Raw genomic sequence first — 19,618 nt, 5'->3', positions numbered from 1 at the left:
GCGTAACCTATTATAGTTAGATTATATCATATTGAAAGAGGGGGAACGAATGGGAAAAAATCAAATGAACTGGAAAGAACAAGACTGTTGGAGTGTAAAAGAATTCATATTTTTAATGTTGCTTGAATTTGTAGTTGTAATTGGTTGTATTAAATACATCATTCAGCCAATTTATTTAGCATGGTTTGATAATCAGCTATATTCCGGAACATTAATGGGGTTAACAATAGCAGTAATTCTAGTATTCGGCATTTATTTTATTGCCCTCCGTCCAAAAAAACTCTCATGGAGTGAAGTAGGGGTCAAACCGTTCGCTGCGAAGGACTGGAACATCATTATTCTATTTTCTGTTATTTTAATGGTGGGTGCTCTATTAATTGTAGTTCTTACAAGTCTTATAGAGTATGGATGGGAAAATAGCAAAACAGAAGCAATTCAGCAAAATGTAACTTTCTTTTCGTTTCTAATTGCCTTTATCTCTGCGGCAGTCGTTTCACCAATATACGAAGAAATTTTTTATCGCGGTTTTTTATATCGTTGGCTACGTACACGCATAGGTTTTAATGGAGCCATTTTATTCAGCTCCATAATCTTTACAACTGCTCATATACCAACATATAATACAATGCCAGTAAATTTCTTTAGTGGAATTATCTTTGCTTTGGCGTATGAACGAACCAACTCGATCTGGCCCGCAGTTATTATTCACGGTTTAACTAATGGAATTATGGTTTTAATGACTGTTTTAGCATAGCTATGGGTAGTTAAAACAAATACAATGAGAGATTTGTACATACGAGCATTAGATAAAAAAAGATAAGGAAGTGTAGATGTGAATTTTATTGCATGGCTGATTGTTTTAAGTGAAATTGGATTTTGGATTTTAATTTTATTAGGCCTCATTACACGTTATATTTTAAAATTTAAACGCCTTGGTCTATTCTTTTTGGCTTTAACACCAGTTATTGACCTTATTTTACTGATTGCTACGAGTATTGATTTATATCGGGGTGCCACCGCAACGAAAGTGCATGCCATTGCTGCGGTTTATATTGGAGTATCCATCGCGTTTGGTAAAAGTATGATTGCATGGGCGGATATACGATTTCAGTATTATGTAATGAAACAGGGATCCAAACCAGTTAAAAGATATGGAATGGATTATGCGAAAGATTATTTGAAAAGCTGGGGACAGCATGTAATCGCATATTTAATAGGTGCTGGAATATTATTTGGTCTAATCTATTTCATCAATGATCCTTCTCGAACTGAAGTGCTTGATGGCTTCCTAAAGTTATGGACACTCATACTTGGAATCGATTTTCTAGTAGCTGTTAGTAATTTTATATGGCCGAAAAAAGCTAAAGGATAATATATTTTTCTTTTAAATAAATAGATCCTAACAAAAAGGTAAAAGTTTGGTTATTCGTTTTATAATTTCTAGAAATGGACGCTTACCGTAAAAGGAAGCGCCTTTTTTGTGGAAAAAGATTGAGTTCAATCGATTAATTTGAAATAATTGGTATTAAGAGGTTTTGGGGTGCTTTTACGAAGGAAAAAGACAATTTCACTCTTGTAAATTGTGGTTAAAGGAGAATTGGATGATCTCAACTAAAAAAAGAATCGTTATAACCAGTGTCTTGCTCATTTTTTTTGGGGCGGCAGTTGCTTTCATATATTATTATTTTTTTTACAACGAAGACTTGAACAAACCACTGCCAATGACTATTACTGTAGATGCAGAAGACAGTCGTGAACCGGAAGATATAGCTTATCGATTTTGGTTTGATTATATGAATCAGTACACGGGGGAAGACGTAAGCCCTTGGAAGCGACTGATGGATGTACGTTACAATAAATTTCAATTATTGGCTGGTGATGAAGCAGAGTTTGCTGTTGAGGTAACATTCTGGGCAAAGCTAGATAAGGGAAACTGGTCAACCCACCACAACTGGGGTGAAGTACAGAATGACGGAACGGTGAAAAATATCCAATGGACATTCCGGATTAAAAAGACGAGTCAAAACAAATATACACTCCTTAGGATTGATGACATATCGAATTCTGTTGGCGATTTACCACCTGTTGAAAATACCTATCAAAAAGAAGCGGGAATCGATGTTCCTGATGAGAACAATCGTTATCGAATAGAGAAAAACACACTCGAAGTTACATATGATAACGGCGAAAATTGGAAGGGCGTTCCAGTAGAAATCAATAAATTATTTGAAGGCGAATATAATGGACCAAAACATGAATTAATGGAAGAAAGCTATATAATTAAACCGGAACGGACAGCTTTTATTGTTGGCGGACTTCAGCATATAGAGGTGCTCCAATCAACGGATCAGGGTGAAACATGGAATACATCATCAGTTCCTACGCCATTCCAAGCAATACGGATGCGGCTCCTTGATTTTGTATCCAAGAGCAATGGCTTTTTGATCTTAACAGGAGATCGCACAATGAGCTGGGAGGGCAACATGATTTTCAAAACAATTGATTCTGGTTCAACTTGGCGTCAGGTAGGAAGTGTACCAACAGAACGAAAAGTGACGAGTGGCGGATTTATCGATGAGAAACTAGGATACGTGTCATTCGGATCGATTTCTAGAAATTCCCAACCGGAAGTGCCAGACTTATATCGAACTGATGATGCCGGAGAAACTTGGACACAGGTGGATGTACCCATTCCGGCAGAGTACAAGGGGGTTTTCACAGTAGCGGAAATTCCAACATTTGACGGGTCCCAAGGTATACTGCTTGTGAATCAGGGGCCAAACGGAGATTTTCAAGGAGGAAATGTCCTGGCTAAATTTATCTCGGTGGACAATGGCAAGACGTGGTCATTTGCAAATTTGATTGACCCGGATGATGTGATTGAAAGATGAAGAAGACAATGTGATTGTTCATCAATTGAGCACAATTTGACTGTATTAGAGTATATGAATATTAAAACGGCTGTAGCAAGCTATACAACACACAATTATAAGTCAATCCACGTATGAAAGTGTTAGTCAAAAAATAGAGAAGAACAGGAATGAAGGTTATATATACAAATAGGGATCTGGCGTAATCTTATGATCTAACGAATTTCTCTATCGGCAACGATAAAATATAGCGACCGAATTGATGAAATGATAATACTTATAAGCAAAACTGGCGCAAGTATTCGTCATAAGAGGAGAGGGAATAGAAAGATGGATAGTAGAATAAAAAGATTAATTGATGCTACAAAAATAAAATTTGGCTTAGATAACTACTATTTAAAAAGACATGGACTTGATCGTTATGTAAATATCTTTAATGAAACCGTGTATACATTATCGATGGAATGGTTTCCTAACCATGTGGAGGAACCAGAGGATGATTCCAACCCAGAAGGAACAGCAGTTATTGAAGTCAATGTTCATTCTCATAAGTTTGTCAGCGCTATTTTTGTAATGGAAAAGACATATGCAAAAAACGGGATTAGCTTTGCAGGTCTTCATATAAACGACATCATAAAATGGGTGGAACAGGAAACTGGCTTAACTTATGGAAGACAATTGCAACTTCAAAAAGAAGATGATGGGAGACTTCTATTTAAAGAAGTAATTAATGGAGTTGATGTTTCCCCGTCTGGCTCTGTAGAAATAAAAATTGATGAAGAAGGAAAGCTGACTTTTTTTGCTGTTCATGGCCAATTCCCTTCCAAGGAGATGATAAAAGAAGAAACATATACACTCTCTTTTGATAAGGTAGAACATTTAGCAAAGGAACAATTGAAGTTGATTGAATTTCCTTCGCATGATCAAAAAAGATTAATCCCTGTATATGGAGTTGAAGAGGTTTATATTTTAAATAAGCAAATGACGATGATTCCGTTTGATTTTATTGCTAATGTAAGATCCTATATAAACATCGATAAAACCATTTCTTGGGATACACCAATGAAAATTTCATTTATTAGAAAAGAAATCAGATGTGAGGGGATAACAGCTGATCAAGCCTTTTCATCTCAGCCAAGTCCTGATTCTTGTCCGATTACTAAGAAAGAGCAAGAAGCGTCTGTCTTAGCAGTCAAAGACTTTTTACGTCAAGAATATCCGAATGACTCAGGCGTTTGGAACCTTAAAACGCTACATCGTGATAAAGGCTATATTCACGCATCCTTAGGAACAAATAAACAGGACAACCGCATCTTTCAAAGAAAACTTAGGGTTATCATTGATGGCAGCAGCTTACAAGCAGTAAATTATATGGATAATAAACCGATGTTGGAGATCTTTGACCAATTTCAAGCACCAGATAATTCAACGATTAATAAGGGAGAGGCATATAAAAAATTGAAAAATTTATATGAGTTAAAGCCTTATTATGTGTATGACTTTGAACAAAAACAATATCTTTTGTGCGGTAAATTAGATTGTCAATACGGGGTGAATGCAAGTAATGGTAATGTCATTTTTTTAACCGATTTGTAGAATAGAGTTGAAAATGATCCATACAACCATGGGCCGCCCCACTAATAATTTACAATGAATTCCTTCAATCGGTCTACTTTTTCGTAATTAGGAGTAGTCTGTAATATCGCTATAAGGGAGAGGTTACGTTATGATTTTGAGGAGCACGTAGCGGTGGTTGGTACCAAAGCATATGAATAATGAACTTAGTTCTATATAAAAGTCCAAAAGTTCAGTGGTTATAAGCAACATTCAAATTCACCTTACACATTTAGACTAATCGTATATTACTGCATTTCCTTGTTCACGTAGCTTTGTTAAAGACTTCAGCATATTGTTTATCTCTGCATCAGAATGTCTTTCCCAATAACCTAACTCTGCTACTATTTTCAAAGGCGATTTAGACCTATAAGAACGTGTTGGATTTCCTGGAAATCTTTTGTCGGTTACATTCGGATCATTTTCAAATTCACCTAATGGTTCTACAATATAAATTCTTTCTTTAGATTTTGAGGCTGCTAACTCAGCACCCCATTTAGCTGCATCTAGTGTTGCAGTAAAATATATATGGTTAGTTTTTTTGTCTTGATAATTTGATAAGTGTTGCGGTTCTAATAGATCTCCGATTTTTAGTTCGGCTTTAGTACCATGGAAAAAAGGACCATTATCTAAAACATCTTTTTTATCATTCATACGAGTGCACCTCTTTTTTAAATTTGTCTATAATAGTATAGTCGCGAAAATACTAAAATATAAGTCTATAAATAACTTATTAATAACCGTACAATAAAAGTAGAGGAAATAATATCGAACCGTCAATACGTATTTTTATCACCATAGTTGTTTTATGAAATAGGATATGTATTTAAAAAGTGACATTAAGGAACAACACAAACCTAATTCCGTATTTAAGATAGGAATTAGGTTTTTTTCTTTTAATCTATTATCAAGACTGGATCCTTATGATGGATTGCTAACACTATTTGGATTGTCCAGTAGGATCTTTTGTTGTCTAATCAAGAGGTTGACATTGCTAGTGTTACTCAAACATCTGAGCTTAAAGTATAATTAGCTAGGTCTATAGTCCCTCTAATTATTAATTTGAAAGGTGATGAAATATGTAAGCGACCCGACCAGTTTGTTCATAGTTATAGAATGGTTAGATTCTAAACATTTAGGGTCTAATCAAATTTTTATTTTATTTTATATAAGTTTACTTTACTTTTATAACACTATAGTTTACTGTATAGATGTACTTATAAAGGAAGGTGTTGACCTTGAAGAAAAAATTTGAGGATTGCATTGAGAATAAGGTGTATGAATATAGGGTTTTAAAAAGGATGACACAAAAGGAGTTGGCGGACGCTGTCGGTGTTTCTAAGCAAACTATATTTGTTATGGAGAAGAATAATTATTCACCTTCTCTCGTTTTAGCTTTTCGAATAGCAGATTTCTTTAATGTAAATGTGAACGATATTTTTACTTATGTGAGAGGAAGTGATCAAAATGAAAATTAGCTCAGAAATATTAATTACAATTTTTGATCCGTTAAGAACCTGGGCGGAAGAATCAACCGGTAATTGGAATATGCTTATTGGAAGTGGTTTTGTATTGGTTTTTATCGGATTGATTCTGATATTTGTTTATCTTAAAAAAATTGGAGAAGCTGACGAAAGAACAAACCACATTAAATTAATAAGTGCTCTTATTATGTTATTTGTATTGGTTTTGTGCGACATAATTTTCCCGAAAGAATATATGTGGCAAATTTTCTTCTTATATAAGTATTCTATTGCATTCTTTGCCACAGGAATATATCTAGTGTTTCGATATATAAAGGATTTTAACTAGAGAACTATAAATGGGAATCGATAATTTGAAGAGCAGTTACCTTAACGCAAAAACGAAAATTAGCCTATCTAGACTATGCTAAAACCTACCATGTGACAGAAACGTAAAGCATGCGTAAATGCTATTCAAATATCCTTTATTTATGGTAATCTATTATAGATGGAAATAATAAAACCGTTATGATAATGGACTTGAAATAGTAAGGAGAGTCACACATGGAAAAAACATTAATTTTTGGTCACAAAAATCCGGATACAGATACGATCTGTTCAGCTTTAGTTTATGCAGAATTGAAAAATGAATTAGGTATAAATGCGGAAGCGGTTAGACTTGGCGAACCGAATAAGGAAACACAGTATGCACTTGATTATTTTGGTGTAAAAGCACCTCGCTTTATTGAAAAAGTAGGAGATGACGTGAAGGAAGTCATTTTAGTTGATCACAATGAATTTCAACAAAGCGTAGCGAATATAAAAGATGTACGAATTGCTGAAGTAATTGACCATCACCGTGTTTCAAACTTTGAAACAAAGGAACCATTATATTTTCGTGCGGAGCCTGTTGGCTGTACAGCTACCATTCTTTATAAAATGTATCAGGAAAAAGGAGTAACGGTTTCGAAAACAGCTGCAGGACTGTTATTGTCAGCCATTATTTCGGACTCCTTGCTTTTTAAATCGCCAACCTGCACACAGGAAGATAAAGAAGCAGCACAGGAATTAGCTAACATTGCTGGTGTGAATGTAGAGGAATATGGCTTAGAGATGTTGAAGGCAGGGACAGATTTAAATGATAAAAGCGTCGCTGATCTGCTTACAATGGATGCGAAAACCTTTGAAATGAATGGAGAACAAGTGGTCATCGCACAAGTAAATGCTATTGATATAAATCAAGTGTATGCAAAGCAAGCAGAGATTGAGGAAGAAATGGCGGCAACGATTAAGGATCAATCGTTATCTCTTTTCTTATTTGTTGTAACAGATATATTAAATAGTAATTCAGAAGTGTTGGCACTTGGAACGAAAAAAGAAAAGGTAGAAAAAGCGTTCGGAGTAGAATTAAAGCATAATCGTGCCCTGTTAAAAGGGGTTGTATCACGTAAAAAACAAATTGTAACGAATTTAACAGATGCATTTAATGCATAAAAATAACTGTTTCTAACTAGAGCTTGTAAAGAAAGCGTCACTCTTTCTTTGCAAGCTTTTTCTATGCACATTTGCTTACGAGAGTTGTGTGAAAATGCTTTACAAGCATTCTCTGTTCAGTTACTATGTTCATAATAAAGTGAAAATACTGATAATAATAGAGAAGGTACGAAACCTTTTCACTTTTGGAAGAAGGTGGGCTTTGTTGCTTGATGAACATGTTGCAAAACTGATCGATAAGAAGAAACGTTTTGTTTTACCTATGCTCGTTTTTTTGTTTGCTTTTTATTTTATGCTTCCATTGTCGCTTGCTTTCTTTCCAGATGTTATGAATAGTTCGAGTGTTGTTTTTCAAATAACATGGGGCTGGCTTTATGCCTTTCTACAAATCCCGATGACGTGGATTGTTGGCTGGCTTTATTGTAGAAATGCAAAGCAACTCGATCAGTGGATAGAAGAGCGAAAACAGGAGGTAGTATCGTGAATCTTACCTATTTCCTGTTTTTTATATGTATTATCCTTTGTACGTTAATCATTACATATTGGGCAGCAAAACGAAGCAAGACGGCAAATCGCTTTTATACGGCAGCAGGCAGTTTAACGGGATTGCAAAATGGAATGGCGATTGCGGGAGATTTTATTAGTGCAGCTTCTTTTCTAGGCATTGTCGGTGCGATTGCACTTCATGGGTATGACGGCTTTCTATATTCAATTGGCTTTCTAGTATCTTATTTAATTGTCCTTTATTTTATTGCAGAGCCAGTACACCATCTTGGGAAATATTCGCTTGGTGATGTCATCTGTGCACGTTTTCCCGGCACGCATATGCGTTTAATGATGGCGGTTGGTGCTTTTTTAATATCAATTCTTTATATGATTCCACAGCTTGTCGCATCAGGCTTACTCATTCGTCTTCTATTAAATATCGATTACTCTATCTCTGTCGTTATAATCGGCAGTTTGATGACCGTTTACGTAGTGTTCGGTGGAATGCTAGCGACTTCATGGGTGCAAATTGTGAAAACGGTTGTACTTATGTCGGGAACCTTTCTATTAGTATTAATTGTCTTTTCGCGATTTGATTGGAATGTTAACGCATTGCTAGCGGCTGTCCAAGATGGAACCCCATTAGGTGAAGGGTTCTTTCTTTCCGGGAATTTATTTCAGCAGCCATTGGAAATGCTTTCGTTGCAATTGGCTTTGATTTTGGGTACGGCTGGTTTACCGCATATTTTAATTCGGCTGTTCACGGTAAAAAACACACATGAGGTGCGTCGTTCTATAACTAGCGCAACCTGGATAATTGGCTTTTTTTATGTTATGACACTCGTTCTTGGACTTGGAGCGATTGCTATTGTTGGCTTTGAACAATTGGTTGCTGCCGATTCAACAGGAAATTTAGCAGCACCTTTACTTGCACAGGCAGTTGGCGGGGATTTTTTGCTCGCGTTTATTTCGGCGATCGCGTTCACGACGATCGTTGCGGTAGTAGCAGGCTTAGTCATCTCAGCGACAACGGCATTTTCTCATGATGTATATCACCATCTCATTAAAAAAGGGAAATCAACGGAAAAGGAACAGCTTACTGCTGCGAGGTGGACTGCACTAGGGATTGGTTTTATATCAACGCTCTTTGCATTACGACTTGAAAATATGAATGTGACGTTTTTAGTTTCCTTAACCTTTATTGTGGCGGCTTCAAGTAATTTTCCTGTGCTGTTGTTAACGATTTATTGGAAGCGCTTTAATAAAGTTGGGGCAATGACGGGGATGATTAGTGGGCTTATTGCTTCTTTTGTTTTTGTTGTGCTTGGACCACATATTATGAACTTGGATGGTGGATGGATTTCAAGGGAGCCGATATTCCAGCTTTCTAATCCAGGTATTGTTGTGATTCCGATCGGATTTCTAGGTGCGATTATTGGTAGTTATTTATCGCCAGAAAGTAAGCAGCTTCATGTAGAGGAAAAGGAGTTTTTCATAAAAGCACATACAGGTATTGCTACAAGGAGAGAAGGCGCTTGAAGGAATTAACGATGATCTTATTTGAGCGACTAGGATTGTTGCTTGTTATTGCCTTTGTTTTAACACGTACCCCTGGATTTCGTTCGTTACTATATCGCGAATATAGCTTGAAAATGTCTATCGTACATGCCTTTGTGTTCGGCTTGTTTGGGGTTGCTAGCACGATAACGGGGATTATGATGGATGGAGAAACGATCATACGCAGTTTTATTTGGACAGTGGAAGCGGATCAGCTAGTTGTCAGTTCAAGCTTAGTTGCAATTGTAATGGCAGGACTTCTCGGCGGTCCGTTTGTCGGGTTTGGTGCTGGTAGTATAGCAGGTGCGCATCTGCTGTTCCTTGGAGGGATTGGTGCGGTTGCCAATGGAATAGTGAATCCTTTGACAGGGTTATTAGCAGGATTAACGGCACGTTTTTTCTCAAATGAACGGGTTATTTCACCAATGAAGGCGCTTTTTATTGGCATCTTTCCTCCTGTATTACATATGCAATTATTATTAATAATCAATCCAGGAGCAAATGGAACGGTTGCGATTGTTAATCAAATTGGGTTGCCTTTAGTATTATCCAACTCTATTGCCATCGCTATTTTTACTGCCATGATTGGCATTGTTTTACGAGAGCAAGAAAATGAAGCAGCACTTGCCGCTAAACAGGCGCTTTCCATTGCAGAGGAGGCACTTCCCTTTTTGAAAAAGGATTACCCGCAGCAGATGGCCGCTGGTATTGCCGACCTATTGCATGAAAGGCTCCGACTTGCTGCGGTTTCTGTTACGAGTGGGACGGAGGTGCTTGCACATGTAGGCATTGCTGATGATCATCATCGGGCTGGAGATCAAATCATTACGGCGATATCGCGGGAAGCGATGCGTACAAAGGAAATGAAAATTGCCTATTCCCGTTCGGAAATTCAATGTGGAAGACAAGATTGTCCGCTTGATGCGGCAATTATCATTCCAGTAGTAGAGGCGGATGAAGCTACCTGGCTAATCAAATTTTATTTTCGCAAGGCACAGCATATTCGTCCTGTTGAAATCATGCTTGCGAAGGGCTTAGGTCAATTGATGTCAAAACAGCTCAATACAATTGCCGCTGAGAAGCTGAAATCACATATTCGTGATGCGGAGCTGCGTAATTTGCAAGCGCAGATTAATCCACACTTTCTGTTTAATACGCTCCATTTAATTAGTTCCTTATTCCGCGAAGATTCGGAAAGAGCAAGATATATTACGGTACAGCTTGCCAACTATATGCGGTTTAACCTGAAGCTTGTATCTAATCCATTAGTAAAATTAGAAAAAGAATGTGCACATGTTGCAGCGTATATTGATATTATTCAAGCTCGGTTTGCAAGTCAAATGGCTATTCACTTTTCACGACCAGATCATTTGCCAGAGGTTTATATTCCCCCCTCAACGATTCAGCCGCTTGTTGAAAATGCGGTACAGCATGGCTTACGAAACGTGACACATAATGGACGGATTGATGTTCGAATCAAAGAAGAAACGGATACATGGTGTATCTCGGTAACAGATAATGGCATTGGTTTTTCACGAGAGCGTTTGCTTGCAATGAGAGAAAAGCAGGCAGAGGATGCAGATAGAACAGGCTTGAACAACGTGAATCAAAGGCTTATCCAATTGGTAGGAGAAACTGCACAGCTGCAATTTGAGAATTTAGATGAAGGGGGCTGTAAAGTGCTATTTCGAATTCCGAAAACAATGCAGCAAAGAAAGGAGGAGATCTCATGAGTATTCGTGTGTTAATCGCGGAAGATGAGCATATGGCACGAAAGGAGCTGGCTTTTTTACTCGCGCAAGAAAGCGATGTGCATGTTTGTTCGGAAGCGGAAACAGGCGAGCAGCTTGTTGAGCATTATTTTATGCATGAACCAGATGTTATATTTCTTGATGTGCAAATGCCAGGCATGTCTGGTGTAGACGCGGCTAAACAAATTTGTCAAGCTTGCGAGCAGCAGCCCCCGTTATTTATTTTCACGACCGCATATGATGATTATGCGATGGATGCCTTTGAAATAGAAGCGATTGATTATTTATTAAAGCCCTATGATGACCAGCGATTTCGAACAGCGATGACCCGCGTGCGAAAACGGTGCTTGCAAATAGAGGAGGAAGGAAAGCGAGCGAAAAAAAAGCGGCAATCACCTGTTTCTGCCTCGCCGAAGCTATTACTAGATGATGGGGAACGAATGGTTGTTATTGCCCCAGAATCGATTTATTATGCGGTGCCCGATAATCGCATGCTGGAGATTCATACCGCAGATAAAGTTATTCGTAGTCGCATGACACTACAGGAGCTAGAGGAGAAGCTGGCAGGCTATGCATTTTTTCGAACACATCGCAGTTATTTAGTTAACCTTGATCAAATCGAAGAAATTACTCCTTGGTTTAACGGCACGAGCAATATTACCTTAAAGGACAAACAACAAACAACGATTCCTGTAAGTCGAGCAGCAAGAAAAGCATTATTTACGATTTTTCAAGCGAACCATTCATGAAATGATTCAAACCATTTAATCCATCATTTCTACCATTCATACAAAATACCCCACTCACTTAGCGGTGCTCTCTATACTAATAGTAAGCGCTTTCAAAATAAAAGAAAAGGGTACGGCAATCCTTCACTTCTATTTTGGAGGAGCATTTTTCAAGGGGAATGAAAGGGAGATGATAGCATTGAGTGGTCAGTTGGATAAGCAAGAACGGACAATGCCAAAGGTAGATTATGTAAAGGTAGCGAAAAGTCCACAATTTAAAAAGCTAATGCAAGATCGAAAAAGGTTTATTTTGCCGCTAACCATTTTCTTTTTTGTGTTTTATTTTATGCTGCCGATCTTAACCTCTTATACGACCTTTTTGAATACACCGGTATTTGGTGATATTTCTTGGGTATGGATCTTTGCGTTTTCGCAATTTGTGATGACATGGGTTTTATGTACCATTTATGTGAAAAAAGCTTCTTCCTTTGACGAGCAAGCAGATCAAATTATTGCAGATCAAATCGAAAAAGGAGGGAAAGCCTCATGAAGATGGATATGACCGTTGTTATTCTCTTTTTGCTCATTGTGATATTAACACTAGTTATTACGTATTTTGCTGCTAAGCGAACGCAAACAACTGGGGATTTTTATACTGCTGGTGGTGGTCTAACAGGCTGGCAAAATGGACTCGCGATTGCTGGTGACTATTTGTCGGCTGCATCCTTCTTAGGAATTGCTGGAGCCATTGCGCTCAATGGATTTGACGGATTCTTTTATAGTATTGGCTTTCTCATTGCTTATTTAGTCGTGTTATTTCTCGTTGCAGAGCCATTACGAAATCTCGGAAAATATACGTTAGCCGATATGATCAACGCGCGCTTTGATGCAAAGAAGGTTCGTGGTGCCGCAGCGTTAAGCACCATTACTATCGTTTTATTTTATATGATTGCCCAGCTTGTTGGAGCAGGAGCACTTATCCAATTATTATTTGGGATTGATTATTGGATTGCAGTGTTAATTGTTGGTGTGATGATGACGATCTACGTCTTGTTTGGTGGCATGATTGCTACAAGCTGGGTGCAGATCACAAAGGCCGTCTTGTTAATGGCGGGAATGGTCATTATTTCATTTCTTGTTCTATTAAAGTATAACTTTAATATTTCGACGATGTTTACCGAGGTAAAAACAGTGACAAGTCATGGAGCTGACTTTTTAAAGCCAGGCTTAAAGTACACTGAGCCACTTGGAACGATTTCGCTTATGATTGCACTCGTGCTCGGAACAGCAGGACTACCACATATTTTGATGCGCTTTTTTACGGTAAAGGATGCGCGAACAGCAAGAAGCTCGGTCATTACAGCAACATGGACAATCGGCATATTTTATATATTAACGCTCTTTTTAGGCTTTGGCGCTGCTGCGTTCGTTGGCCATAGTGATATTTTAGCAGCGAATCCAGGTGGGAACATGGCTGCTCCATTGTTAGCAAAAGCAATTGGTGGGGATATTTTATTTGCCTTTATTTCAGCCGTTGCATTTGCAACCATTCTCGCTGTTGTAGCGGGGCTAGTGCTGTCGGGGGCTTCTGCCTTTGCCCATGATTTATATGGTCAAATTATGAAAAAAGGCAAGGCGACAGATAGGCAGCAAATGCTAGCTGCGCGCTATGCTGCGTTAGCTGTCTCCATTTTCTCGATTATACTCGCCTTATTTGCTCAAACGTTGAATGTTGCATTTCTTGTTTCACTTGCTTTTTGTATTGCAGCAAGTGCGAACTTACCCATCATTTTATACACAGTTTATTGGAAAAAGTTCAATACAGCTGGCGCTATTACGGCCATGCTTTCTGGATTGCTTTCCGCTTTAATTCTTGTTTCGATTAGCCCAAGCGTATTTTCTCCGGTAGAAGGTGCTGCATTGTTTGTTGGAGATCCTTTGTTCCCATTAGCTAATCCAGCCCTTGTATCCGTTCCATTAGGCTTTCTTGGCGGATATATCGGAACGATCTTATCCAAGGAACAAGATCCTGTACGATATGCAGAAGTAAAGGTAAAAGCGAATACAGGCTATCGGGAATCGTAAGGAACGTGGGAAAGGTGTATGTAAGCACATAACGGTTGGTCATAGTGCCGATAGCTTTTCCATAGAATAAATTAAATATAGTATTTGGGGAGGAAATAAACATGAGTAAAACAGCTGCATCCATACAAGGACAGCCAAATATGCCAAACTATGAGGAAGCCTATGCAAGCTTTTCCTGGAAAGACGTAGAAAAGGAATTTTCCTGGTATGAGACAGGAAAGGTGAACATGGCGTATGAAGCGATTGATCGACATGCAGAATCATGGCGAAAAAACAAGGTGGCTTTATATTACAGTGATTTAAAACGGGATGAAAAATATACATTTCAGGATTTAAAGTACTTGTCGAATAAGTTTGGAAATGTTCTACGGAAAACAGATGTGCAAAAGGGAGACCGCGTATTTTTATTTTTACCGCGTCAGCCTGAAACCTATGTTAGTTTGATGGGAATTTTAAAGGTCGGTGCGATCGCTGGTCCTTTATTTGAAGCTTTTATGGAGCAAGCGGTACGTGATCGATTAGAAAATAGCGAGGCTTCTACGCTAGTTACGACAGGCGCGTTATTGCCACGCGTTCCGTACGAAGAGCTCCCACACTTAAAGGATATAATTTTAGTCGGTGATGGAGATATTCCAGAAGATACGCCAAATACACGGTTTCACCATTATGAAACAGAAATGAAGCAAGCAAGTAGAGAACTTGATTTAGAATGGATGGATCGTGAGGATGGCATGATTTTGCACTACACCTCTGGCTCAACAGGTAAGCCAAAAGGAGTACTACATGTTCATAATGCGATGATTCAGCATTATCAAACGGCAAAATGGATAATCGATTTAAAGGAGGATGACATTTATTGGTGTACGGCTGACCCTGGCTGGGTAACAGGTACTTCCTATGGCGTATTCGGACCATGGTTAAATGGGGCCTCGAATGTGATTCGGGGCGGTCGGTTTACCCCTGAGGATTGGTATGCCACGATTGAAAAATATCGAGTAACAATTTGGTATAGTGCGCCGACCGCTTTTCGTCGACTAATGGCTGTTGGCGACGACCTCATTAAAAACTATGATTTAAGCTCCTTAAGGCATATTTTGAGTGTTGGTGAGCCATTGAATGCGGAGGTTGTGCATTGGGGAAGAAAGGTGTATGGGTTGAGCATCCATGATCATTGGTGGATGACAGAAACAGGAGGCGTTTTGATTTCCAATTATCCTGCGATGGAAATTAAGCCTGGCTCCATGGGAAGACCGTTTCCGGGAATCGAAGCAACTATATTAGATGGTGAGGGAAATGAAGTCCCGAGGGGGCAAATGGGGCGTCTATGTATAAGAGCAGGATGGCCATCAATGATGCGACATATTTGGAAAAATGAAGCGAAGATGAAGGAGTATTTTGAATTAGAAGGCTGGTATATCTCGGGAGACCTCGCTACAATGGATGAGGACGGCTATATATGGTTCCAAGGACGAGATGATGATGTCATTATGACGTCAGGTGAACGGGTAGGTCCATTTGAAGTCGAAAGTAAGCTTGTCGAGCATCCAGCAGTAGCAGAAGCGGCAGTTATCGGAAAACCAGATCCAGTTCGTGGGGAAATTGTAAAAGCCTTTGTTGCCCTTCGAGATGGTTATGAAAAAAGCGATACTCTAGAACAAGAGCTGCGCCAATTTGTAAAGGAAGGACTTGCGGCACATGCAGCGCCAAGAGAAATCGAAATTCGAGATTTTCTACCAAAAACGAGAAGTGGTAAAATAATGCGCCGTGTATTAAAAGCGTGGGAGCTTGATTTACCAGCTGGAGATTTATCAACTATGGAAAAATAAGTGATATAACGGACGGTTCACGATTATCGTGAGCCGTTTTTTCGTTTTTAAATCATCGGAAGAGGGAAGGGTATTATAAAAAAGCGATTCAAGGGAGAAGATACCGATGGCTAAAACGTATGACGTCATAATTGTTGGAGCAGGTCCTGCGGGGTTAAATATTGCCAAGGCATGTAATGAAAATGGCCTTACTGTAGCTGTCATTGAATCACGTGGCTTTGGAGGAACTTGTCCATTACGAGGCTGTAATCCGAAAAAAGTACTTGCTCATGCTGCCAATTTGATTGCACAAATGGACCGGTTGGATGGAAAAGGAATTCGAGGAACATATCAATTGGATTGGCAGGATCTGATGGCATTTAAACGAACATTCACGGAACCTGTTTCCAAAAATACAGAAGCAAAGTTAAATAAAAGAGGAATAGCAACCTATTGTGGAAAGGCTTCTTTTATCAGCAAGAACGAAATACAAGTACATCATGAAATACTAAAAGGAAAACACATCGTTATCGCAACTGGTGCAAAGCCAGCACCATTACCAATTGATGGAGCGGAGCATCTGCTTTATAGTGACGATTTTTTAGAGCTGGAACAATTACCAAAAAAGCTCATCTTTGTTGGCGGAGGCTATATTGCTTTTGAATTTGCACATATTGCTGCTCGAGCTGGAAGTGAGGTGCATATTATCCAGCGTGGAAACCATGTGCTAAAGCAATTTGATAAGGGTTTAACGACAATGCTTGTGGAAGCATCTGAGAAGCTTGGCATCCAAGTTCATGTAAATACCGAGGTTATACAAATTGAAAAACAAGCTGAAGGGTTTATAGTTAAAGGAAAACAGGAGGACGAGGAGGTTGCGTGGCAAGCAGAATGTGTGATTCATGGTGCTGGGCGGGTTCCAGCAATTGATACGTTCGCATTGGAAAAAGCAAATGTTGCCTTTGATAAAAAGGGAATCGATGTAAATGAAGCATTGCAAAGCACTTCGAATCCGTCTGTTTTTGCAGCCGGAGATGTGACAAATACAGAAGGACTTCCTTTAACACCAGTTGCGCAGCTTGAGGCAAGGATCGTTAGTGATGCGATTTTAAATAAGCGTAGCCCAGCAAGAAGTTATTTCGGAAGTCCAGCAGTCGTGTTTACAACGCCTAAACTAGCGATGGCGGGAATAAGTGTCGAAGCAGCAGAAAAAGAGGAACGGTATTCACTTGAGACCTTTGATTTATCAAATTGGTTTACGTATCGCTATCAAAATGAGGAAACTGCTTTTGCCAAAGTGGTTCAGGACAAAGAAACAGGTGTGATTGTTGGTGCACATTTATTAAGTAACCAAGCAGATGAATTAATTAACTATTTTGCAATGGCGATTCAATTAAAGCTACCAATTAAGGATTTGCAGCAGGTTATGTATGTATATCCAACAGCGACAGCTGATCTTTCTTCCATGCTCAAATTATCTTAGGATAATGACGGTTATTTAACTCTATAATCCTAAAAAAAGTGCGACACCGCTTCAAGCAAAATTTTCGCGGTGTCTTCTGTCGCGGACACGACCTCATGGACTGAAAAAGCCTATTATGAGGATATCTGCTTTATTTTGTTACTAGGAACGAAAACCTGACAGGCATTATCACTACAGCGATTACAGCGAGAACATTTTTTTATATTGATGCGTTGTAAAGCATAATCTACGGCATCTGTGGAACGTTGAAAAAAATGCTCCTCACCGATAAGCGAGTATATCCCGCTCGTTTTTAATATTGGTAGTACATTTTCATTTACTTCTGAAATGAGAATTGTTCCACCTATTTGTTTGAAATCTTTTACTAAGGCGCTTAGATTCGTTGCGCCTGTAGCATCCAACAATGAAACATATTTCATTTTTAAAATAAGTACTTGTGGACGCTTGTTGATTGACCGAGTAATTATCGATTCAAATTTATCCGCAGCCCCAAAGAATAACGGCCCAGCCACAGTATAAAAGGATAGCTGTGAGCAGTTACCACTATTTTCAACCGCCTCTTCCCCGATATTATTTTCCTTTGTGAGCGAAGGAATAACTTCTTTTACAGCGAGTACCTCACTCATTCGTTTAATAAATAATATGGCTGCCATCAACAATCCAAATTGCACAGCAACAGTTAGATTAATGAATACGGTAAGCAAAAAGGTCGTAACTAAAACGAGCGAATCACTGTTCTTTAATTTTATAATGTGTAAGAAGGATTTCATTTCACTCATGTTATAGGAAACTACCATTAGAATAGGAGCCATACTTGCCAAAGGTATACTTGCAGCATAAGGTGCTAAAAGCAATATGGTAAGAAAAACAAATCCTCCTTGTACAAGTCCAGATACGGGACTTACGGCGCCAGCTTTTATATTTGTAGCGGTTCTTGCAATCGCTCCTGTAGCAGGTATACCACCAAAAAATGGCGTTACTACATTCGCTATCCCCTGACCGACTAGTTCACGATTAGAATGATGACGTTTACCAGTCATCCCATCAGAAACGACAGCAGAAAGTAAGGATTCAATCCCACCAAGCATTGCAATGACAAATGCTGGCTGCCATAGCTGTATGATTTTATCAAACGTGATGGCTGGAAGCTGAAAACTAGGTAATGCTTGCGGAATTCCTCCAAAAGCACTGCCGATTGTAGCGACTTTCTCAGGAAAAAATATGGTTGCTATAATTGTCGGTACGAGTAAGGCAAAAAGCAATACTGGTATGCGAGGGAAAATTTTTGGAATAATGATTAATACAAGCAATCCAATACTTGCGGTCAGCATGCTATACATATTTATCGTTGGCAGCTGATTTCCTAGCTCTAGCATATTTTCATGGAAATATTGCTTTTTTTCTAGCCCTTCAAGACCTAGAAAGTCCCCAATTTGTCCACTAAAGATAATGACTGCAATACCTGATGTGAAACCGATAGTTACTGGTCTTGGAATAAATTTAATAAGTCCGCCAAGTTTGAATAAGCCCATCATAATTAGCATGATTCCTGCAAGAAGACCGGCAATTAACAAATCTTCGTAGCCGTATTCTAATACTATTGCTAGTAAAATCGGAATAAATGCGCCAGTAGGTCCAGCTATTTGATAACGTGAACCACCAAAAAGCGCAACCATAATTCCAGCAATAACAGTTGTATAAAGACCGTATTCTGGTTTTACTCCAGATGCAATAGCAAAAGCCATCCCTAGAGGTATGGCCACAATTCCTACGGTTATTCCAGAAATAAAATCACGCTTCAAGCTTTCCGTAGTTAATCCTTTAAAACGCTCATCCTTGAACAATCTAACTGGTCACTCCTCTTCTTATAATGAAAATAGAAATGAGGAAAGCAACAACCCTCATTTGCGCAAAAAAAATAGATAAATTATACCATGCCTATTCAAGTATAGCATATAAACCTAAATGGAGAGGGATTCCTATTCTTTCCACATGCATAATTTCTTTCTGCTTTCTGAAACTAATAGGGAAAGGAGGGGATAGGATGGCTTCTCGTCCAAAAGGTCCGAAACAACAAGAGAGAGTAAATCTTCCAAAAAGCCCACAGCAGCCGTATGGTGAGCCATTAAGCGGTTCAAAAAAAGTTAAAAATGCGAACCATTCGAGACAAAAGCAGAAATCAGATCATGATTTATAAGCCTTTGGCAAGATAGGGTTTCTTTTATCTATCTATTGGTTTTTCTTGTTTTTTCTCATCCAGAAATAGTATGATCGTATCGTAG

At 38.7% G+C, this 19,618-nt stretch carries 18 protein-coding genes; 16 read left to right on the top strand and 2 right to left on the bottom strand.

Annotated features, from left to right (window positions below; all coding sequences use genetic code 11):
- The first annotated feature begins 49 nt into the window (after positions 1–49).
- From QBK89_RS03520 to QBK89_RS03505, 4 genes are all read left to right on the top strand, one after another.
- Positions 50–754, top strand: coding sequence for a CPBP family intramembrane glutamic endopeptidase (locus QBK89_RS03520; protein WP_284139620.1), 705 nt, complete (start codon positions 50–52; stop codon positions 752–754).
- A 78-nt stretch (positions 755–832) separates the two neighbouring features.
- Positions 833–1,372, top strand: a complete 540-nt coding sequence (locus tag QBK89_RS03515) for a hypothetical protein (protein WP_284139619.1) — start codon at positions 833–835, stop codon at positions 1,370–1,372.
- A gap of 229 nt (positions 1,373–1,601) precedes the next feature.
- Entirely contained in the window at positions 1,602–2,891 is a 1,290-nt protein-coding gene (locus QBK89_RS03510; RefSeq protein ID WP_284139618.1) for a WD40/YVTN/BNR-like repeat-containing protein, read from the top strand.
- Between the two features lie 309 nt (positions 2,892–3,200).
- A complete protein-coding gene (locus tag QBK89_RS03505; RefSeq protein WP_284139617.1) occupies positions 3,201–4,466 on the top strand; it encodes a hypothetical protein in 1,266 nt (421 codons plus the stop codon).
- 255 nt (positions 4,467–4,721) lie between these two features.
- On the opposite strand, the gene arr is transcribed toward QBK89_RS03505, so the two are convergent.
- A complete protein-coding gene (gene arr / locus QBK89_RS03500; RefSeq protein WP_284139616.1) occupies positions 4,722–5,138 on the bottom strand; it encodes an NAD(+)--rifampin ADP-ribosyltransferase in 417 nt (138 codons plus the stop codon).
- 584 nt (positions 5,139–5,722) lie between these two features.
- Between arr and QBK89_RS03495 the strand changes: the two genes are divergently transcribed.
- The 11 genes from QBK89_RS03495 to QBK89_RS03445 all read left to right on the top strand — a co-directional run bounded on the left by QBK89_RS03495 (position 5,723) and on the right by QBK89_RS03445 (position 17,336).
- Positions 5,723–5,962, top strand: coding sequence for a helix-turn-helix transcriptional regulator (locus QBK89_RS03495; protein ID WP_284139615.1), 240 nt, complete (start codon positions 5,723–5,725; stop codon positions 5,960–5,962).
- Positions 5,952–6,296: a DUF2178 domain-containing protein gene (locus QBK89_RS03490; RefSeq protein ID WP_284139614.1), complete on the top strand. Its 345-nt coding sequence runs from the start codon at positions 5,952–5,954 to the stop codon at positions 6,294–6,296. The genes QBK89_RS03495 and QBK89_RS03490 overlap by 11 nt, the downstream gene beginning before the upstream one ends.
- A 215-nt stretch (positions 6,297–6,511) precedes the next feature.
- The gene (locus tag QBK89_RS03485) at positions 6,512–7,441 is read left to right on the top strand and encodes a manganese-dependent inorganic pyrophosphatase (RefSeq protein ID WP_284139613.1); all 930 of its coding nucleotides are present in this window, start codon (positions 6,512–6,514) and stop codon (positions 7,439–7,441) included.
- 205 nt (positions 7,442–7,646) lie between these two features.
- Complete coding sequence (locus QBK89_RS03480; RefSeq protein WP_284139612.1) at positions 7,647–7,925, top strand: DUF485 domain-containing protein; 279 nt, start codon at positions 7,647–7,649, stop codon at positions 7,923–7,925.
- A complete protein-coding gene (locus QBK89_RS03475) occupies positions 7,922–9,466 on the top strand; it encodes a solute symporter family protein (protein ID WP_284139611.1) in 1,545 nt (514 codons plus the stop codon). The genes QBK89_RS03480 and QBK89_RS03475 overlap by 4 nt, the downstream gene beginning before the upstream one ends.
- Positions 9,463–11,217 carry a LytS/YhcK type 5TM receptor domain-containing protein gene (locus QBK89_RS03470; RefSeq protein ID WP_284139610.1) on the top strand — a complete coding sequence of 585 codons (1,755 nt, stop codon included), beginning with the start codon at positions 9,463–9,465 and terminating at the stop codon, positions 11,215–11,217. Before QBK89_RS03475 ends, QBK89_RS03470 begins: the two co-directional genes overlap by 4 nt.
- Positions 11,214–11,984: a LytR/AlgR family response regulator transcription factor gene (locus QBK89_RS03465; protein WP_284139609.1), complete on the top strand. Its 771-nt coding sequence runs from the start codon at positions 11,214–11,216 to the stop codon at positions 11,982–11,984. Before QBK89_RS03470 ends, QBK89_RS03465 begins: the two co-directional genes overlap by 4 nt.
- 169 nt (positions 11,985–12,153) lie before the next feature.
- Positions 12,154–12,513 (top strand): DUF485 domain-containing protein, encoded by a 360-nt coding sequence (locus QBK89_RS03460; protein WP_443089787.1) that lies wholly within the window; start codon positions 12,154–12,156, stop codon positions 12,511–12,513.
- Between the two features lie 2 nt (positions 12,514–12,515).
- Positions 12,516–14,048 (top strand): solute symporter family protein, encoded by a 1,533-nt coding sequence (locus QBK89_RS03455; RefSeq protein ID WP_284139652.1) that lies wholly within the window; start codon positions 12,516–12,518, stop codon positions 14,046–14,048.
- A 101-nt stretch (positions 14,049–14,149) separates the two neighbouring features.
- The gene (acsA, locus tag QBK89_RS03450) at positions 14,150–15,874 is read left to right on the top strand and encodes an acetate--CoA ligase (protein WP_284139608.1); all 1,725 of its coding nucleotides are present in this window, start codon (positions 14,150–14,152) and stop codon (positions 15,872–15,874) included.
- A 106-nt stretch (positions 15,875–15,980) separates the two neighbouring features.
- Complete coding sequence (locus tag QBK89_RS03445; protein ID WP_284139607.1) at positions 15,981–17,336, top strand: dihydrolipoyl dehydrogenase family protein; 1,356 nt, start codon at positions 15,981–15,983, stop codon at positions 17,334–17,336.
- A gap of 113 nt (positions 17,337–17,449) precedes the next feature.
- On the opposite strand, the gene QBK89_RS03440 is transcribed toward QBK89_RS03445, so the two are convergent.
- The gene (locus tag QBK89_RS03440; RefSeq protein ID WP_284139606.1) at positions 17,450–19,180 is read right to left on the bottom strand and encodes a SulP family inorganic anion transporter; all 1,731 of its coding nucleotides are present in this window, start codon (positions 19,178–19,180) and stop codon (positions 17,450–17,452) included.
- 200 nt (positions 19,181–19,380) lie between these two features.
- Between QBK89_RS03440 and QBK89_RS03435 the strand changes: the two genes are divergently transcribed.
- Positions 19,381–19,533, top strand: a complete 153-nt coding sequence (locus QBK89_RS03435) for a small acid-soluble spore protein P (RefSeq protein ID WP_284139605.1) — start codon at positions 19,381–19,383, stop codon at positions 19,531–19,533.
- Positions 19,534–19,618: the final 85 nt, after the last annotated feature.

The sequence above is a fragment of the Virgibacillus sp. LDC-1 genome (assembly GCF_030137545.1).
Taxonomy (GTDB): domain Bacteria; phylum Bacillota; class Bacilli; order Bacillales; family Amphibacillaceae; genus LDC-1.
Note: the sequence above shows the minus strand (reverse complement) of the source record. Positions and strands in the feature narration are given on the sequence as shown.

Bases quoted from the DNA above. Each gene is read 5' to 3' on its own strand.
- QBK89_RS03520 (WP_284139620.1), top strand. From the start codon at position 50: ATGGGAAAAAATCAAATGAACTGGAAAGAACAAGACTGTTGGAGTGTA.
- QBK89_RS03510 (WP_284139618.1), top strand. From the start codon at position 1,602: ATGATCTCAACTAAAAAAAGAATCGTTATAACCAGTGTCTTGCTCATT.
- QBK89_RS03505 (WP_284139617.1), top strand. From the start codon at position 3,201: ATGGATAGTAGAATAAAAAGATTAATTGATGCTACAAAAATAAAATTT.
- arr (WP_284139616.1), bottom strand. From the start codon at position 5,138: ATGAATGATAAAAAAGATGTTTTAGATAATGGTCCTTTTTTCCATGGT.
- QBK89_RS03490 (WP_284139614.1), top strand. From the start codon at position 5,952: ATGAAAATTAGCTCAGAAATATTAATTACAATTTTTGATCCGTTAAGA.
- QBK89_RS03485 (WP_284139613.1), top strand. From the start codon at position 6,512: ATGGAAAAAACATTAATTTTTGGTCACAAAAATCCGGATACAGATACG.
- QBK89_RS03465 (WP_284139609.1), top strand. From the start codon at position 11,214: ATGAGTATTCGTGTGTTAATCGCGGAAGATGAGCATATGGCACGAAAG.
- QBK89_RS03460 (WP_443089787.1), top strand. From the start codon at position 12,154: ATGATAGCATTGAGTGGTCAGTTGGATAAGCAAGAACGGACAATGCCA.
- QBK89_RS03455 (WP_284139652.1), top strand. From the start codon at position 12,516: ATGGATATGACCGTTGTTATTCTCTTTTTGCTCATTGTGATATTAACA.
- acsA (WP_284139608.1), top strand. From the start codon at position 14,150: ATGAGTAAAACAGCTGCATCCATACAAGGACAGCCAAATATGCCAAAC.
- QBK89_RS03445 (WP_284139607.1), top strand. From the start codon at position 15,981: ATGGCTAAAACGTATGACGTCATAATTGTTGGAGCAGGTCCTGCGGGG.
- QBK89_RS03435 (WP_284139605.1), top strand. From the start codon at position 19,381: ATGGCTTCTCGTCCAAAAGGTCCGAAACAACAAGAGAGAGTAAATCTT.